This window comes from Spirosoma jeollabukense, assembly GCF_054777855.1.
Genome location: NZ_BAAHAD010000003.1, coordinates 368485 through 388136, shown reverse-complemented (window position 1 = coordinate 388136; position 19652 = coordinate 368485). Strand labels below are relative to the sequence as shown.

Sequence of the window (19652 nt, the reverse complement as noted above, 5' to 3'; positions counted from 1 at the left end):
ACCACTGCTCAATGCGTTAAAATAATGGGAAAGCTTTTTAATGGTCAAAAGTTGTATTTGCTTTGGGGAGAAATTCTTCAATAACTATGCAGGCTTATTTACCACGTCCCTGCGCCATCACCCGAAGAGTCTGGGCAATAATCCACATATCAAAAAAGAATGAACGCCGTTTAGGATAGATCAGATCGTAGCGTAACCGTTGCACCATTTCTTCAACACTAGCCGCGTATCCATACTTGATTTGCCCAATGGAGGTAATACCTGGCTTCACTTCTAATAAAGAGCGGTACTCCGGAGCAATTTCGATAATTTGATCTATAAAAAACTGTCGCTCCGGTCGTGGCCCTACTACCGACATATCCCCTTTTAGTACGTTATAAAATTGAGGAATTTCATCTAGTCGAGTTTGTCGCATAAAACGACCCCATGGCGTAATACGGTTATCAAGCAGTCCACCAGATAAAACAGGACCCGACTGTTCTGCATTTGTATACATACTTCGGAACTTGTAAATTTTAAAAGGTTTACCGCCTTGCCCAATACGTTCCTGGGCATAAAATGTTGGACCAGCCGAAGTAAGCTTTGTTATTGCCGCCAGGAGGAAAAATATAGGCATACCCAGACCAAGGGCCGCTAATGAAAACAGAATGTCAAATGACCGCTTAAAGATATTTACCTGAAAATCGGACAATACTTGAGAAGAGAGGTTCAGTACTGGCAGAAAATCGTGATATTCAACTGATGCCCCGCGAGCCAGAAACCCTCTGAAGTCAATCAATACTTTTACCTGATAATTACCGGCTTCTGCATGGTCAGCAATAACCTTTAGCCGGTCATTATCCATGTATGTCAAACAACAGTAAATACAGTCTATACCTTCCTTTTCTACGTAGCTTAATAATTCGTTGTAAGTTCCCTTGATTAGCCCTGCATTTTCGGGCGTGGGCTGATCAAAGTAGCCATGAAATCGAAAGCCCATTTCAGGATGTGTCTCATAGAAACTATGAATTGAAGCAGCCAATTTACCATAGCCTACAATAACGTATCGACGTGTATTGTAACCCCGAGCTCTATATTCGCGCAAGAAAACTAATCCTCCTATGCGAAGTGCCGCCCCCAAGCTTAGAAAGAGGGAATATGTTATTACCAAGTGCTCCCTAGAGTAATAATAGCCTCTAATAGCTACCCAATACATTGAGATAACCGCTATATGAATAGCAGTCAACAGCAGCATTTTTTTTAATAGATGACCAACTTTAAATAATTGGCGAGGGAAAACATAAGGTTTAAGTATCAAAACTTCAATCAGCCAGATCAGATTGAAGAGCAACCAAAGGGATGTATAAGGCGGTGTCGAAACGCCTTCAATCGTCTGAAATTTAAGCAAATAGGCCCCTAAAAAAGCTACATTAAGGCTTAGTGAATCAACAATTACATGAAGTGGAAAAAACAGTATAGAATAGCGATGCCTCATATCTGCCTGGTTTACTTGTATAAGTCTATTATTAGACAGACTCTAAACGCTAAAGTAGCGCATTCAAAATAATTAGTTTCACTAAGATCCTAGAAATTAGACCGAAAAGTAATGATTAATCTTTGTTTATAAAAGCCTCTTTATCAGTTCTACAAAATCTTCAAGATGTTTGTTGATAGATTATATATTAATTACGCTTGACTTTAAAAGCAAAAGATGCTGTTATAATTTACCTTGGATCGCCTTATAGCAACGCACTTATTTAGCTTGGTTTGCAGTCCACATTTTTCGTATGCTGATATACGTACCAACACTGTTCTGATAAAGTGTGCCGGAGTCAACAGCAATATTTCCGGTAAGCTGAAGCCCACCTAAAACGTTTAAAGGAGCTACTACGCTAGCATAGCCAGAAAACTGGGTACGGATTGGAGAATATGGAGAGTTATATGTACCTAAATTTCGACTATATGACAGTTTTACCTGATAAGCAATAGGCCCTGATAATGCACGTCCACGTAGAGGGAGACTACCTGCTAAGCCCGTATGGAATACATAAACACGATTACTCGAGGTAAACGTACCATATGGATATTGATCTCTCGGCCCTAACGCAGGTGGAATAAAAGGTGTACCAATAGTGTGCTGCCGATAAGCCCAACCATCCCGGAACTGTTGATGGTTAAAATAGTCGTCCTTACCACGACGTTGAGGATCGTCAATTATAAATTCGGGACCGCCCTGATCGGTCGTGTTTAGAAATTCAAACAAAATATCCCGAACAACCGCATTAGGGTCATTTCGACGTATTCGTACCCCATTTAGTCCATCAGCCAAATTAGTTAGCAAAAATAACGACCCATCATCATATACATTCTGCCGGTATATGTACAACATGTGGCGCACTAGATCAATTTCAACAGCTACGTCTACTGAACCTAAGTGATTACCCACTCGATTAGTTAAGTCAAAATAATTGTATTGAGATGAATCAGTCTGTTTAGGATAAAGAGCCGATACGACATACCAGTAATTAAGTAAACCCGACGGCAATTTACCATCAGACGGGATTGTAGGGGGTACATTTTTAGGATCAGATACCTTACCGCCCCATACAACCTGATGATTTATGCCACCGTAAGCCCGAACGACATCTCTAGGTCGTCCTAGCCGCAGATACAGCGATTTTTGATGCAACATTGTGTTATCGATATAGCCATTTGCATCTAGATAACCGTGTGCAAATGTCCCCTGAACAGCTACCCAGCCTTTCGTGAACCCAATAGGTGTGAAAGTCGGAATCGATAGTTGAATTTTGGGCACAGGCATTGCATTACCTGACCAAGCATAGGAGCCCGTTGATAAAGTTGAGTCAGCCAAACCAAACTTTTCGCGTCGGCGACCAACGTACAGTTCCCAAACACCCCGGCGAATTTTCACATAAGCTTCAGGAAGTAATACATTGTGTTCGTAGGATAAGCCATTCTGAGTACCATTAACGACTACATTAAAACCATAACCGACGTCAAATTTTGCGTCTCGCCATTGCCCAGTACCATTACGATTGGCATCATAATCACTATATAGGCCAGCTCGAAATGTTGCTACCGGTGATCTATTTGGAACGATACCGTACTGATTAGCTCTCAGCCAGAACGGCGTTTCAGTTGATGAAGACAAGTAAGTACCAACTTCGGCGGAGTATTGAGTAGGTGTACGAATAGGTTGGGCTTGCAGATAATAGGAAGCAATTACTATAAGGATAAATATGTATAGGAAACCTGACTTTGAGCAAGTGTGCATTGAATGTCGGGTAGAGTGATAAGAACTAATTCACAATAATAATACCTTCGTTTAATCTTTATCACTAAGTCACTTATCTTTTTAGAATATACTTACCTATAAGATAGCAAAAAGAAATGACCTATACTATTTCGTATAGGTCATTTCGAAGTATATATTAGTTACATTTATTTCTTTACAATTCGACTGGCAGCTTTCTCCTGGTTAGCTTCTACAACGGGAATATATATTCCTGAAGCTACAGATTGAGGTCTCCATTTCACTTTGTGCTGCCCTGCAGACTGGTTTTCGTCCTGCACCAACTGACCTACAATTTTACCATGCGTATCCGTAATCCATAGATTTACTTTGCCGTCCGCCGGTAAATAGTAATCTATCGTAGTAGAATGTTCAAAGGGGTTTGGGAAGGCCGTAAGTTGTAAGCGCGTATCACCTTCTTGACCGGTATTTACTGGTTTGATGTTAGCACTGAACGTACTACCTGTGCGTGCTTCAAACCCCGGCAACAACGTAACTGAGCGTCCCGCTCTATATTCTACCGTTGTCAACCTACTTACTGTATTAACAGCTTCTATAGTTGCGACAGCCTGTTCAAGATACTGACCTGCTTTTTCGTAGGTTATCTGAACACGTAGCGATTGTTGAGGAGCCTGCCCGACGCTAATCAGCGCTATGCCACATCCTAGTATTGTTAGTAGAAGTCGCATCTTACTTACGAGATTTAGCATTCAGTTTGTTAATGCGCTGCTCCAATTTATTACTTTTTTGCGTCAATGCGTCGTTCTGCTTTTTTAGAGCAATAATGTATAGGGTCAACTCTTCCACTTTTTCGAGTAATTTCGCCTGCATTTCCCCAATATCAACTCCTTCTTTAACAGCTTCTTCCGCGGACAGCACACCAGGAAGGTGCTTTTCACGGTTGATGTAGTTTTCTACTTCACCTAAGCTACGTAGCTGGTACCCATTTTCAAACACTCGGTCTGACCAATCATTTGTGCTCTTTACAGCCACCTTCACTTTTTCAGTCAGAATTCCATCCGCCACGTAGAGTCGGTAACCCGCAGGCGTTTTACTAACGCCCGGACCAATTACTATGCCACCAGAATTCGTATTTTGAAGATTATCTCCGTTGGCTTGCCACAATCCATCTGTTTCGGCACCCACTCGGCCCGATCCGTTGATACTGGCCAGGATGACATCTCCCTGGGCATTGACGGTTAAGAATTTAGTTTGATTAAGGACAGAAGCCGTAGAGGAAGAGGTTAAATTTGTAAATCGAAGTCCACTATTACCCGCGGTGCCCTGTGCGATTTCCAGCTTGTTAGTCGGGGCTGAAGTACCAATTCCCACATTCGCATTGTTGCCCAACACCAGCGCATTCGAGACCGTAACGACTGCTCCCGCACCGATCGCCCCCGCGTTAGTCAGATTGGACAAATTGGCTCCACCACTATTGGCCTGCCAGCCAATGAACGTATTGCTGCTCCCATCAATAATACCCGTGCCGGCCTCCTGACCAATAAAAACGTTACTGCTCCCATTCTGATTATTAAAACCCGCGCTGGTACCTACAAAGGTATTTTGATTACCTTTATTTTTATAGCCTGCTCCACTGCCAATCGCCATGTTGTAATTACCTGATATATTTAAGGCTCCCGCTGAGCTGCCAAAGAACATGTTATAACTACCAGTGGTATTGTTGGCCCCTGATTGCGGACCAATAAATACGTTATTACCTCCGCTTGAATTAGAGTAGCCGGCTAATGTCCCTGCAAAAACGTTACTAATGCCTGTTTTATTAGTAAAACCAGCCTGTTGACCAATAAAAACATTGTTGTTTCCTGATGTCGTATTATTGCCTGTCTGATACCCCAAAAATGTATTGGAATTACCAGTATTACTTGCTCCCGAACCAGATCCAACAAAAGTATTTTGAATCGCTCCTCCATTCGAGGATCCGGCAAGTGTACCTAAAAATGTATTATCTGTTCCCGTACTATTACTACTTCCAGCATCAGACCCCACAAAAGTATTATTATTCCCCAGCGTATTAGCGTAACCGGCCCCAGCACCAAAAAAAGAATTACTGTAGCCCTGCGTATTAAAATAACCAGATCTGGAACCACTGAAAGCATTATTATAGCCCGTACTATTTGTATATCCCGCTTGCGTACCAAGAAATGTGTTGTTATTACCTGTTGAATTGCTGTAACCAGAACTAAACCCAACAAATGAATTACCTTGCCCAGATATATTCTGATTGCCTGACAAAGCACCTAAAAATACATTCTGTGTGCCGGCCATATTTTGAATGCCCGTCCCACGACCTATAAATAGATTACTTGCACCACTCATATTTAGATTACCAGCACCGACCCCCACTAGTGTATTATCAGAGCCAGGAGCAGATGTAGCTGGACTGTTCGCGATATAATTGGTCTGAGCAAATGAAACAACTGGTGCTATCAATAGAGCGAATCGTGTGAATCGGAGTAATTGTATTTTCATAAGTATGAAATTTTTACAAATTTTTTGTTGACAATGATTGAAGGAACTTGGAAATATTCTTCAACATCTAAGATGTACAAACCCAAAACACTTCTATAAAACCTTAACAAGAAGTAAGGTTTTCAAATGTACTAAATTAGCATAAACAATATATTTCCTGGATTATATTTAATAGGCTTCTTTAGGACAAAACTTTTTGTTAATATATTTTAGGATATAGTGACATATATAGCATATTAATTCTGCTGAAACCAATTATTTTACAATAAAGGTAGAACAGTGATAGTTAGCGTACCACCGTCCATATCTGCGTTATTAATCGTAGCTTCTAATCCATATGAGGACTGACCAGTTCCTGTAGGCGCCTTGTATCGTATATTAATTGATCTTCCCGCATTATTAAAAGTGATTGTATTAGGAGTCAGAAGAGGGGGTATTGGGGCGCCAGGGTTGCTGTTATAGTAAGTGCTTGACATCGGGAATACATAACTCTGCACTATCTGATCTACACCAGGTTTTGCCCATATAACTTTCATCACATATATTGTTCCAGAAGAAAGCGCGCCTATTGGGACGATCTGATTATAAGCACTTGTTGTCCATCCTGATGTGCTAAAATTCTGAGAATTTATAACAGCATTCATAGCAAGTGACTTTTTTTCAAAAGGATAGGCTGTTTTAAAACTAGTATTCTCGGCCTTGCTAAGCAGGTTCGCGCTAAGAAAATAATTGTTGACCATCCATAGAGAGCAGCTGATCTCATCGTTTAAAATGTAAGTAGTAGCATTAACGTTAGTTGCCCCATCATATAAAAGATATCGCCCGTCCATTTCTAGCAAGCCATTTCCAAATGTAACGTTGATCTTACAACCTTGCAATTGCCCTGCTCCAGTAACATCGATTACAGGGTGGCGGGTGGTACCTGCTGGAAAAGCAGAGCTGGCGTTTGTTTGGTTAGCTAAAACGCAATTAATTGTGGAATTTAATAACGAACTTCTTACCCGCATTAACTGAGAAAATGACTCCACAGTTGCATTAATCGTTGCGTTATAAGTTGCTGGCCCCCCCAATAAAATTGCGGCTTCATTTGTACCGCTACCAGAAGTCGATAACCGGGCTAGATAGCCGTGAAACAGGAACGAATTTGTACCATTCAGCACTAATGCTGGCTGAGCAATACCGTAATTTTGAATTGAGTTCTGGCCACTAAAATTTACTACACCCATACTGCCGTTTCCTGAAGCCAATGTTGTGTAAGCACTCTGAATTGTAAAGCCGTAGCCTACATCAGCAAGACTACTACGATATGAAAAAACAGCCCCGATGTTGGCTCTAATTACACAATCAGTAACGGCAAATTCCTCTGAGCGGCAGTTTACAATACCAATAGTTCCCATATTGTTATTTGCTGACGGATTATCAGCCATCTGAAAATAACAATTCCTAATTGAACAATTGAGTCCCCCTACAGCATCCGGACCAAGGGCAAACAGTACACCAATAGAGCTTACATTTGTATAACCAAGGTACGATCCAAACATTAAGTTTTCACAACCTGACATTGAAGACCCCGTAAAATCGAAAATTGCTCCAGTTGTGGCACCCACTAAACTGGTATTTATATAGCGACCGCCAACACCTTTAATAATAACGCCACTGGCGTTTGTAATATCAATAGTATTTTCAATTTTGTAATTTCCTTCGGGTATTAATACAGTAGGGCGATAAAACCCACCACCACCAGCAAACAGAGGTAACTGCCGATCTATTTTACCTTTTGACCTAGCATAATCTACTGCAGCCTGGATAGCTCTTGAATCATCAGTTACGCCATCTCCTTTAGCCCCAAACCATCGAACGTTAATTTCACTATCATAAACTCTTTTATAAGTCATCCTATCTCCTCTTAGACTTCTTCCGGCTGTAACTAATACCATAACTCCGTCGTCAGGAGCAAACCACTCGGGGTGTGCTGGGTCAGCAAGAGTTAATTCTGGAGAGTAACGAAATAAACCCTCTTTCCCTTCTTCAACCAGCATAAAAATCGGTGGCGACGCACTACTGTAACTAGCTGGAGGTGAGGACGTTAAACTCCGAACTTGAGCAAGGGTATATTGTGGAACCGGCGTACTACCGGTTTGAGTTGTTGTGCTTAATCTTATCCATTTACCGACTTCCCAAAAGTAATAGCCTGGTGTCACATCACCTATGTTAGCCGTATTATAAACCAACAAACCCGTAGTGGGATTTGTAACTGGAGCTGATTGTGTAGTCTGATTCAAAGCAACTTTAGGCGGTAAAAGACCTCGGTAAGGACTTCCGGAACTATAAGGTCCACTGCTTATATCAAGTGCTGCAGAACCATCGATTGAACCCGAGGGCTGGCCTACGCGCACTTGAGCCTGAGCATAATGTAAGCTGAGGACCAGCCAAACAAGGCATATAACTTGTTGCCGTAAGACAGCATTGATTTTCATAATAAAACTCGTTTTGATCATATAGTTGACATACTCTCAGAGTACGCAACGAAGCAAATTTTAGACTTCGGTTGTATAAACCTGTATTACATATATTCATTAGTAGGCTAACATATGGTGCGGTTTTGAATAACTTTAGTTTGTGACTTTTTTTCGGCCAGCGTAGTGAGGTGTTAAAGTTAACTTTACGAATATACTAATTTTACTCGAAAAACTTACTAATAATAATATTAGTTTAATTTTTCAGAAATTTACAAACAAATAGTATAAATAAATTAAAATATTTATAATTATCATATATAATAGTTTACATCAATTTGTTTCTTACGCTGAGTTATGTACAATCAAAGGCACAAAAGATTTAGTAACACCTCAGAAGATTAGTGTATACAAAGTACTTGATTCAATCTGTAATTCTAGCTTAACATTATAAATAGGCAGAATCTCCAAAAAATTCACGTTGCAAACCAAATTTGTTCCTACACTTTATTTTTAAGACTGAACTATTCAGCAGGATAACAAAATAGTTAATTGATTCTGCTTATACCTATTGTCTCTACATTTATTCCTTTCAATACGTTTATGACGAATCTATCATCAGTTAATATCAAAAGATTAAACAAATTAGACCATTAGTAGAAACAAGTATCTGATGTGTAAAAGAATGACTCTTCCTAAGAAATTATTCTCTAACATGTACATTCCATTTATAAGTAGTATTAGCCGTTAGTGTGCCATTGGCATACATGACATACGTGTTTACTGAATTAGCATCGACTAGTATTGTTACTCCAGGCGGCACAACGCCTGACGCAGCACTGAATACTACAATTGGTGGCTTGGAATAAGTTTTAGCAAAAGTTACGGTTAAGAGTGTTCCAATTTTAGGAGCAGTACCAGTTGTAACGGTAACTTGATGCGCTTCATCATTGCCACCACTACGTATGCTAGCTATAGCGGTTGATCCTGCCCCTGGGCCTACCGAAACTGACGGTGGGCCGCTTAGGCTGCCCGATGAGTGGACGTATTTGAGTAAACCGTCGTCCTCAATTCTGGCGACATTGGTCGTTGTACTGTTATAGGCTGTTAGTATAGGGGCAGATGAACTGTTATTAGTAAGCTGTAAAGTTGGGTTAGTCGTTCCAGACACGTTATCGACCTTTAATCCGTGAAAGGATAACAAAGTCCAAGGACGACCAAATGTGGCCGTAAATTTCAGATAAGTATCTAAAGAAAGACCTATTGTTTGACCACTAGCAAAACCAGTAAAATTGATCATTCGCCTGTTGGCTGATGCTAAAGTAAGATCACCAGCGAGGCTAAGGCTAGTAAGTCCATTAACTATGCCTCCTGTAATAGCGATATCATTAGCGTTTTGGCTTGCCACTGTTCCTAAACCTAGATTATTTCTGGAAGCGCTTTTATCAATTAAATCATTTAAGTTATTTGCTGGATTAAGCGTACTACCTCCTGATATCATTTCAAATATAGAGCCATTATAATACCAAGCGAGTGGCCTGACTCCATTTGGAAGTATTATGGATTGCTTGTATCCTCCATCCAGATCCTGAAATAAATTATACTTAGGCGCAATTGATTGCACAGTTATTATTCCTTTACTAAATTCATTATACCGCTTTACCCATATTTTTTGTCCTTCCAATATCTTAGTATTATCGATAGTAATCGTAACAGGACTATTTCCATTTTCAACTGATACTACATCGTACAACGATACATCAATTGCAGCAGACGTGGTAATATGTATTGCCTTAGAAACATTAGCAACATGAGGTAATACAGGTCTATATACGTAATTTCCAGCTAAATTATCGTATCTTAGTACTGAACCTTCAACAGGCTTTTCAGCTGAACTCGTTATTGGTGCCCATCCACGACCGCCCACTACTGCCAATTTATCTACAGGTGGCCCACCCGTAGTACCCGTCCATATCCTTTCTACATCCAATTTTCCAGGAAATGTGGCGTCTTGTTTTACAAAATAAGTTTTAGCATAACTATGACTTCCATTAATTCTCATGTCCAACCCACCACCTATACCTTTGAACTCAGCACCAGCAGGTAGGTTCCCTATTAGGTGTAAATCGAAGTCTCCTTTGCAAAAGACACTATTACTAATATAGACTGATCTTGGCGGTATAATTCCGGCAGTAGATGTGTTTGAGTAAAACAAACATTTACTAAATACTAATTGTATATATCCATCTAGATAAATTGCCTCTCCTCCAAATGTATTAATGTGGACATTGCTAAATCCGAGGTAAGGACTCCTATTTCGTATAGCTGTAATTCCGACAACACCTTGGACCGCTCCTACAATACTGCCATCTGTAAATTGAATACCTTCGATAGTTCTTGTACCTGTTGGCGGAGCATCAATGGCAACTCCTTTTTTCAAGGATTGAAAATTAAAGTTTGTTACATTATGCTCCACTGAACTCCTATTAGAATCTGTGGTAAAAGCCAGACCTGTCATAACTGAATAGTCAATACCACTAATGCTGAGCCCGTAAGTGTTTGTCCTTGAGGTATTGTGGTATCGAAGCCCTACCGTCCATTGGTTCGTAGAAACGCCTGTTGAACGTATCATTAAATTATTCAAGGCCGGACCAGGACGTTGCTCATGCTCAGAATTGATATATAGGGCTTCTTTTCCTGCCGACTTTGTTCCAGTTGAAGTTATCTCAAAATCACTCATAGTTATCTGTCCATAAGCACCTTTACCTAAAACATTAGCAACTCTTATACCATGCGTATCTCCTATAAATTGAATAAATGATTTGCCCTGACCAGCACCTTTTAATGTAAACCCTTTTTTATCTATTCTAGTTAGAGCAACACTTGACAAAAAAACTCCTGCTGGTAAGTAATGCTCGTAGCTACCAGTATAATTAATCCATGCTAATAAAGAAGCGCCGTCATCATTACCATCATCAGGAATCGCGCCAAACATTTGCGGAGTAATTCGGTTGTCAGATAGCACACGTTTATAATGCTTACCATTTGATGTAACCACCATTATAGCTCCATCATCAGCCAAAGTACTGGTTGATTCATATCTAAATAAACCTTCTCTACCTAGTTCAACTAAAAGTATGTTAGATACTGGGATAGTTGGTGTGACTAAACTTCTTAATTGGCTCAATGTGTAAGCTGGCACAGGTTCACTACTTATTATTGGACCTCTTGCCCCGGATGTATCCATTTGAGGCCAAACATTATATATTGTATTAGCAACAGAAATATTAGGTAAGAGTATCTTGGTTTGATAATAGCTTTGGTAGGAACTACTTATCCTAGAAGATTGATTACTAACATAAAGGTTCGTCGAAAAAGTAGCTGACTCTAATTTTAAATCAGTTTTTAAAAAGATAAAATTTATATTAATCGATAAACAGATTAACATAACACATTGAAAAAACAAAAATGTAGGGCTATTCATAGAAATCGGTTCAATTTATCTGTTTACTAAAAAGTAACCATATTTTGATTTCCTCGCCACATTCTGAAACTATAAACACACGATTTACTACACTATTTTAACTTAGGATTCAGAACACAAACAAATCTGCCTCAAAATACAGAATCAAAACTTTCTCCTATGTGCTGCAAATATTTTTCAGCGACAAATTGTTTAATCTTATGTATAAATATTGGCTCATCAAATGATTCAGCATGTTTACGAATAAAGGATGGTATAAAACGGTGTTCTATTACTTCAAATTGTTTCACAGCTTTTATTAAGTCTTCAACAGTCTGATTATCAAAAAACAAAGCTGTTGCGCAAGATGGATCATCAAACACAGGAATTTGCGTAGCTAACACGCCCCCCTCACCGTAAGCTATTACAGGCCTGCCGGCTGAATTAGCTTCTAAAGGTGTGATTCCATAATCTTCATGTTGTGGAAACAGAAATGCTCGGCAACCGGCATATACATCAGCCAATTCTTGAGTTGATAAACCACTCATAAAAGTAATGTTGCTGTTCGCTGATTCTATAATTTCATCTGCCTGCACACCTTTACCTACGATAATTAAGGGATATCCTAATTGGTTAAAGGCTTCTACAACTAAATCTACCTTTTTGTAATACTCTAACCGGGATACTACTAAAAAATATCTTTTAGGCCTATTTGAAACATAAAACTTACTCGCGTTAACAGGAGGATATATTACTTCAATAGATTTATTGATTTGATAAAACGTAGCTATACGCTGAGCCGTTTCTTTAGTATTTGCTATGTAATAATCTGGCCGTTGAGCAGCTTTAAAATCAACAGAACGCATTATATTTATGGCGCTGTCAAATAAAAAACGCTTTAATTTAGTTGATCGCACGTATTGCGCATAAGAAGTAGGATCCCAAACCAAGCGAAATGGCGTATGACAGTAATTAATTACCAATGCTGAAGAACTTAACTTGATGTATTTACCAGAGTGTGTTGATGATATAAGTACAACGTCAAATGCCGTTAAATCATGAGATTTCATTGCCCAAATACCTAGCGGAAAAAATAACCTTTTCATTGTATTATCAGTCTTAGCAACACGTTGTAGCCATGTGGTTCGAATATCACAATTTTTGAATTCTGAAAATGTTAACCCAGGTTGATAACATTGTGTGTAAATAGGCGCTTCTGGAAATGCTTTGTGAAAGCACAAGGCCACTTGCTCAGCGCCTGCTCTACACATTAGACCGTCTTGTACTATGGCAATTTTCATATAATCATAAATATTGTATTGTTGCTGAAGTAAGATTATTTGAATAGTATATAATTTTGGGAAATCTCACTTTTAATAAATTTCAATTCATACTATTTTCAAAATTATCTTACTCTATAAAGAATTAATATTTAATAAACATTAATTCTTTATAGAGTAAGATACAAGTGAACACTTACTAGGCCATAAACCCATTTAAACTATTTATTTTAAATCCTAAATATTATTCTATTAATAACCGCTATTAATAACAGCCATCGGCCTAGCAATTTAGTTCTTAAACTATTAGGGCTTTTAGCGCTTATTCCCGTAGGACTAGCATTATCTCCGTGCCTTCTGAAGGAAGATAAAACTTGAGGTACAAATTTTATCCGGAATTTCAAATCTGCAACTAAGCCAATCCATCCATCATGAAACATCGAAAATTTACTTAACTTATTTAATTGTTCAGGAAAGGGTAAAACTATCTTCAAAATTCTCCTATCAAAAGCCATACAATTTCCTAAATAAGTGCTTTTTATAAAATTCTTAAGTACACCCGGTCCGGAATGATACACATCAAAATAAGAACTGTAAATAACGCTACCATTTTCGTCAATAAAATCACAATTATTTATTACTAAATCAACCTCTCTTAAAGTCTCTAACATTACTTGTACTTTATCCGCTTTCCACACATCGTCCTGATCTGACAAAAAAATATATTCTCCTAAAGCATACTGAAGTGCATTTGCAAAGTTTAATGTCGGAGACCTGAAGCTTTGATTTTCGTAAATGTGAATTCTTGGATCTTTAAATTGCCGAATGATATCAACCGTTCTGTCTGTTGATGAATCATCTGAGATAATCACTTCATCATCAACCCCTAATTGAATTAGAATTGAATGTAGTTGTTGCTCAATAAACCGCTCACCATTATAAGTGGCCATGCAAACACTGATACGAGTCATTTATGTACAGAAGTGTTATTGCGAATAGGCGTAAATGGAATATTAGAATTTCCAATATTCCATTTACGCCACTTAATTCTCCCATGAACAGCGAAATTCACTAAAACATATATAGGAATAACAAAAAAGTATGTCTCAAATATTTTGGTAAGGCCATAACTAGCCTCTATAGTTATGGCACTTGCTTGAATAATAACACAACTCATAAAAACAAAAGTAAAAGCGGAGGAAAATTTTTTATTAAAAAAAACTTCTCTACTGTAAGCGAAACAAGCACCAATAACTAAACTGTATAAATAAGCACCATAATATCCAAAATATATTTGTCCTTCTATGTAATAAGGCGTATTAGGACCAGAAAATACAAGGGACTGATTCTCAATTACATTCAAAACCATAACATTTCCATTAGCCTCTATACCAGGCACTAATCTAAAAAAACTCAAAATGCTATTAAAGAGATATGCAGGGTATTCCCAAAACCGAAATTGAGCAAAATATTGCTCATTAACAGGTCGATAAAAATACAAAGTTGAATCAGCTCCATATAATAATCTCAATACAAATTTTAAAACTGCTTGTTCAGAATCTGTGCTTTCCTTTATAAAAACAGTGAATGATACAATAAATATACCAACAATCCCAAGAGGAGTCATTAGCTTTAAAGCAGAAGTAATTTTACGATTGTACCTAAACACAGAGTGATTTGCTATTAGTGCGGCCGTAATTACAACATCTACAAATGCACTCTTAGCACCAGTTAATGACTTAAGTGCGATAGAAATTATAATTAGAACAAAATCAGTAGTTTTTGGCTTGTAATATAAACTGAAAAATAGACCTGTTAATACAAAAACACCGACGGATTTATTAATACGAGCAATAAGTCCAAAACCCTTTGTGAAATTTTCCACCTTTGCATCACTTGGATCTTCGCTAAGTAAGGCGAAACCTTTAGTAACAAATAAAACTATATTTGTTAGAAAAAAAAGAGCACACAATATATATAAAATAACACGAAAAGTTTTATAATCATTAAATTTAGATAAATCATTCGTTTTTGATTCTTCAGTTGTATTCTGATATATATAGGTGATTATTGAGAATCCTGAAAAGAAAAACAATTGGCACCAGAAAAAATGATAAGCAAAATTTGGTTGACTGTCTGCTAATACATTAACTACTAATACGCTGGAAAAGGATAATGTAAATACATAAAGAAATAAAGGATCAAAAATTGAATATATGTATTTTTTATACAGAAGAGAGTATAAACTCAGAAAAAGAGCTGCTTGAAGAAATATTTCGGGTAAAAGATCAACATCAATGTACATATGCCTTTCTATAATTACATTTGACAATTTCTTTTACTGTTTAATAAACGGAGAAGTGTCCTTACCCCTTTCGATGAGCCAGTTTTGCCTAGAGTTTAAGCTGCCTGTCAATATTCAACTGGCGTCATAAATTTCAATGCCTGATGAGGTCGTTCGGTGTTGTACTCCATCAGCCACTCTTCAACCACTCGCCGTACCTGCCGGATACTCCTAAAAACATGGGCGTCTATTACCTCCCGTCGAAAAGTCCCATTAAAGCGCTCAATATAAGCGTTCTAAGTGAATTTGCCCGGGTCAATCCAATGCAAGGCCACTTCCTCATCTGAGCACCAATCCTGTAATGCCTGACTAATAAACTCAGGTCCCTTATCACTGCGCAACCGCTTAGGCTTGCCATACTGCTCAACCAATCGATCTAATAATCGAGTGACCCACTGAACTGGCAAGGAATAATCAATCTCAATTCCTAAGGCTTCTCGGTTATAATCGTCAACCACATTCAAGGTGCGAAACTTGCGCCCGTCCGTTAAGTTGTCGGAAGTAAAATCCAACGACCAGCACTCATTACAAGCGCTTGCTTTGGGTAGTGGCTTACGTATTGCATCGGGTAATCGTTTTTTGGTTTTTCGCCGTAAGCATAAGCCTAGCTTTCTGTGCAACCGTCTGATTCGCTTGTGATTAACTAACCCCCCTTGCTTGCGCAACCGGTGATAAATCTTCAGTATGCTCCACTGCTTAGGTCGCCGAGCCAACTGCTCGATCCGGCTTGCCAGCACTTTATCTTTCTCTTTAATGGCCGCTGGCTCAACTAGTGCATTCCGACTGAGGCCCACCCAACGACCGCACCGGCGGCTTTACTTTGACTGATCTGTTTCTGATCCATCATCCACTTGACCATTACTCGACGCTCAGCAGGCCCTGCCACTTTTTTGCCAGAGCCTCTTTGATGACTTCGTTTTGTAAACTTAGCTCGGCGTACATCTTTTTGAGCCGCCGGTTTTCATCCTCCAATTCTTTCAAACGTTTGACTTCCGAAACCTGCATTCCACCATATTTAGCTCGCCAATTGTAAAAGCGGGGCGGCCCGTACCGTAGCCTCGCTTTTACGATGCTCACGGGTGATCTGGGCGACGGTTTGTCCGCCATCCTATCGCGTAAGAATCGCGACAATCTGCGATTCGGTAAATCGTATTTCTTTCATTTCCCTTTTCGATTACAGTGAAAGTTAAGTTTTCTTACCCTACTTTTCACTGGCTCACTTTCAAGGATTCAAGACAGGATATGTTAAACAGTAAAAGAAATTTCTATTAATTTGAAGCTTTATTCACTAGTCAGCTAATTTTTTACCCAAATTACCATTAAATCCATCAACAAGCGCCTTAATAAAAAAAGAAACTCTATTGATTTTATTGTTTTCTAAAAATATGATTTTAAGTAAATCCTTTAAAATGTCTTTATAAAAAAACAATTTCAACGATAACTTAATAAAGCCATATTTTTTTAACACAAAAATGCAGTTTCTAGTTTTGTAATAAATACGTAAAGGATTGTGCGATACCCACATAATAGGTAGTTCAAACTTTAAAAACTTTAGATATTTTTTTTCACCTAAACGATGCTTAAGATATATATAATTTATTTCATAAATTATATACTTTTTCTCAGTAAGGCGAAAACAATATTCATGATCTACAAAATCAATAAATAATTCATTCATAAATGGTCCACAATCTCGATAAGCTGACAAATTAAGCAAATTTCCGGAGGTAATAGTATGAGAAACTGATTTTACAGTGTCCCCCACAAGATGCAAAACAGATTGACCAGTTATTATGCCTATTCTTTCCGTACCATGTCGATTTACATATTCCAACATAATATCTATTGCTCCTTCAGGTAAAGAAGTATCATCATCCATCGTTAATAGGAATTTATAGCCTGCGTTTATAGCTAGAGCTGCCGCTTTATTTAAAGCATAGGCAATACCCATATTACATCCATTAAATAAATAAGTTACATTTGACAATAAATTTATATATTGGATAAGCTGATAATTTTCTATATCAGAGTTATCAATAATAAACAAATGATCTACTTGCGTCAAGTAAGTATGGATGTTTTCTAGGGCCTGAATATCAGAGTTATACAATACAACTGAACCAGAAACGCTACATTTATCAAAGGGCACAGTAGGCATGACATAATTAATAATATTGAATAAACTACTCTATCCACATCAATTAAAATTAATTGAGTTTTCTTGAGCCTTATGCAAGCTATTTATATATCTCACAATAGTTTACGTAATAAACTACAATAGATGCATTAAACTAACATTAAAGCTGCTAACCATGAAAGTTAATAGGGTTTAACGAATTATTAACTTTAAAATCTTATGTCTACTTAGAGTTCTCAATTTTAATATTATTCCATAAATAAATGTAACAACAAGCTCTCACGTAACTATGATTAATTTAGGAAATGGAAGAATTTATTACTAAATTAAATTTTTCTTTAATTTATGTACTGTTCTTCTAGCCATTTTCATAAAAGGCTCATATATATTGAGTATAACGCTTAGTGAAGCATTTAATAACGGATTTTTTAAATAAATGCCTCGAATAGCATTAACATCCGCACTTCCACCTAGAGTGCTATAACCACCCGAAGCAAAAACAGAGATTATACTAGGAATATATAACGTAGGTTGTTTCTGTAAATAGATCCTTAATGTTAACTCATAGTCTGCTGCAACGCTAAACTTTTGATTGTAACGAAACTCATCAAATAAGTCCTTGTGATAAAAAGCGCCTTGATGATGAAGCCTGTTTTCCAGCAAACACCTCACACCAATATGAGATCGCATAATTCCCCCAGTTGTATACAACACATCTCCATACACAACTTTCAGAGAAGGCTTAAATTGTGAAGTGATTTTGTTGAGAATTCCATCTACTAGTAAATCATCAGCGCCCAAAAAATATAACCAATCTCCTTTTGCTCTATCGATACCTTTATTCATCGCATCATAAATTCCTTTATCCGGCTCACTAATCCACCCTGCAAGTTGATTCTCATATTTTTGGATAATATCAATTGATCCATCGGTACTACCACCGTCGATAATCCAATATTCAAACAAATCTTGTTTTTGACCAAGAACGCTTTCAATAGTGTCCTCCAGAGTTGACTTAGCATTATATACGACGGTAATAATCGATACAAGTGGAGAATGCATAAGAAGCAAATTTGAAAGAATCTCATTTAAGGCTAATAATTTATTAATTATTAGCCTTAAATATTACAAATAACTTTAATAATGCCTTTTTTTAGATTATCTAATATAAGTAAAATTTATTAAATTGTGTGATAAATATAATTTAGGGGCACAAACTATTTAACAGCATGAAGAAACGTAGAGGACGCAAGAAAATGTGATTTTTCTTTATCGTTAAGTAACAAATCTATTGGTTTAAAAACTAAAGAAGCGCCTGCTGCAATAACCAATAATGGGTATTTGAAAATTGATGGATATATATATTTTTGAATATATTGCTTAAGAAAAGAAAATAAAACGAATGTAGGGCCTACTGAAGTCCCGGACTGTATTACGGTGAAACCGTTTCGAGAAAACAATCTCTTATGACCTTCGATGGTAAAATTTTGAAAATGATTTGGGTAACCATGAAAGCCTTGCATAAAAGGCGTATCAGCATATACTTTACCACCTTTTTTTAAAACTCTAAATATTTCCTTAACTGCATGTTCTGGAAATTCTAAATGTTCAAGAACCGCTTCTATATAAACTGCATCAACGGAATTATTAGCATAAGGCAGACTGTAAGCATCAGCGACTACGTCTACATTTTTAAAGCCTCCAATATTTAAATTAGTTAATTTTGGATGGTGTCTAAGCGGCCCACCTCCAATTGCTATACAAAGTGCAGTATCTGATTGATTATCAAATATTTCCCTAAAACTCTCATTAGCTCCTTTACTTTTAAAATCTTTAGCAAGCAGTTTCTTAAAAAAATTAAAATTTTTCTTACTGTCTATTCCCTTATACTCTTCATTCATTTCCCCACCATTCTCCCGCAAGTAAGCCTCTTGCGTCAAAATATCAGGAAATAATATGGGTACTTCACCGACTAAACTATAACTCACTTTTCCATCTATTGTCTCTAAATGGTTATTCACTTTCTTAAGAGGAACATGCGTACGCGGACATACTAGGCTTCCTGATTCAAGTTGTTTACTTAAAGATAACATACCTATGTTAATTTTTAATTATTATTTTATATAGTCGAGACAACTGCCATTAAAATCATAAGAATTCTCAATAAACTCCAAGCTGCTCTACTACCAT

General features: G+C 37.6%; 15 protein-coding genes. All 15 read right to left on the bottom strand.

The window, feature by feature from the left end:
* Window positions 1-94: 94 nt before the first annotated feature.
* A complete protein-coding gene (locus ACYVEA_RS15680; protein ID WP_461114387.1) occupies window positions 95-1474 on the bottom strand; it encodes a sugar transferase in 1380 nt (459 codons plus the stop codon).
* A gap of 258 nt (window positions 1475-1732) precedes the next feature.
* The gene (locus ACYVEA_RS15675; protein ID WP_461114386.1) at window positions 1733-3274 is read right to left on the bottom strand and encodes a capsule assembly Wzi family protein; all 1542 of its coding nucleotides are present in this window, start codon (window positions 3272-3274) and stop codon (window positions 1733-1735) included.
* A 167-nt stretch (window positions 3275-3441) separates the two neighbouring features.
* On the bottom strand, window positions 3442-3981 hold the full coding sequence (locus ACYVEA_RS15670) for a T9SS type A sorting domain-containing protein (RefSeq protein ID WP_461114385.1): 540 nt from the start codon (window positions 3979-3981) through the stop codon (window positions 3442-3444).
* A gap of 1 nt (window position 3982) precedes the next feature.
* Window positions 3983-5782, bottom strand: a complete 1800-nt coding sequence (locus ACYVEA_RS15665; protein ID WP_461114384.1) for a beta strand repeat-containing protein — start codon at window positions 5780-5782, stop codon at window positions 3983-3985.
* Between the two features lie 260 nt (window positions 5783-6042).
* Window positions 6043-8259 carry a glycosyl hydrolase family 28-related protein gene (locus ACYVEA_RS15660; RefSeq protein WP_461114383.1) on the bottom strand — a complete coding sequence of 739 codons (2217 nt, stop codon included), beginning with the start codon at window positions 8257-8259 and terminating at the stop codon, window positions 6043-6045.
* A gap of 682 nt (window positions 8260-8941) precedes the next feature.
* Complete coding sequence (locus ACYVEA_RS15655) at window positions 8942-11722, bottom strand: hypothetical protein (protein ID WP_461114382.1); 2781 nt, start codon at window positions 11720-11722, stop codon at window positions 8942-8944.
* A gap of 131 nt (window positions 11723-11853) precedes the next feature.
* A complete protein-coding gene (locus tag ACYVEA_RS15650; protein ID WP_461114381.1) occupies window positions 11854-13002 on the bottom strand; it encodes a glycosyltransferase in 1149 nt (382 codons plus the stop codon).
* Window positions 13003-13211: 209 nt separating this feature from the next.
* The gene (locus ACYVEA_RS15645) at window positions 13212-13952 is read right to left on the bottom strand and encodes a glycosyltransferase family 2 protein (protein WP_461114380.1); all 741 of its coding nucleotides are present in this window, start codon (window positions 13950-13952) and stop codon (window positions 13212-13214) included.
* Window positions 13949-15313 carry an O-antigen polymerase gene (locus tag ACYVEA_RS15640; RefSeq protein WP_461114379.1) on the bottom strand — a complete coding sequence of 455 codons (1365 nt, stop codon included), beginning with the start codon at window positions 15311-15313 and terminating at the stop codon, window positions 13949-13951. Before ACYVEA_RS15640 ends, ACYVEA_RS15645 begins: the two co-directional genes overlap by 4 nt.
* A gap of 80 nt (window positions 15314-15393) precedes the next feature.
* Window positions 15394-15552 carry an integrase core domain-containing protein gene (locus ACYVEA_RS15635; RefSeq protein ID WP_461114596.1) on the bottom strand — a complete coding sequence of 53 codons (159 nt, stop codon included), beginning with the start codon at window positions 15550-15552 and terminating at the stop codon, window positions 15394-15396.
* 9 nt (window positions 15553-15561) lie between these two features.
* Window positions 15562-16119, bottom strand: coding sequence for a transposase (locus ACYVEA_RS15630; protein WP_461114378.1), 558 nt, complete (start codon window positions 16117-16119; stop codon window positions 15562-15564).
* 64 nt (window positions 16120-16183) lie between these two features.
* Window positions 16184-16432, bottom strand: a complete 249-nt coding sequence (locus tag ACYVEA_RS15625) for a transposase (RefSeq protein WP_461114377.1) — start codon at window positions 16430-16432, stop codon at window positions 16184-16186.
* A gap of 181 nt (window positions 16433-16613) precedes the next feature.
* Window positions 16614-17483, bottom strand: a complete 870-nt coding sequence (locus ACYVEA_RS15620) for a glycosyltransferase (RefSeq protein ID WP_461114376.1) — start codon at window positions 17481-17483, stop codon at window positions 16614-16616.
* Window positions 17484-17783: 300 nt separating this feature from the next.
* Window positions 17784-18524: a glycosyltransferase family 2 protein gene (locus tag ACYVEA_RS15615; protein ID WP_461114375.1), complete on the bottom strand. Its 741-nt coding sequence runs from the start codon at window positions 18522-18524 to the stop codon at window positions 17784-17786.
* 155 nt (window positions 18525-18679) lie between these two features.
* On the bottom strand, window positions 18680-19555 hold the full coding sequence (locus tag ACYVEA_RS15610; protein WP_461114374.1) for a methyltransferase domain-containing protein: 876 nt from the start codon (window positions 19553-19555) through the stop codon (window positions 18680-18682).
* Window positions 19556-19652: the final 97 nt, after the last annotated feature.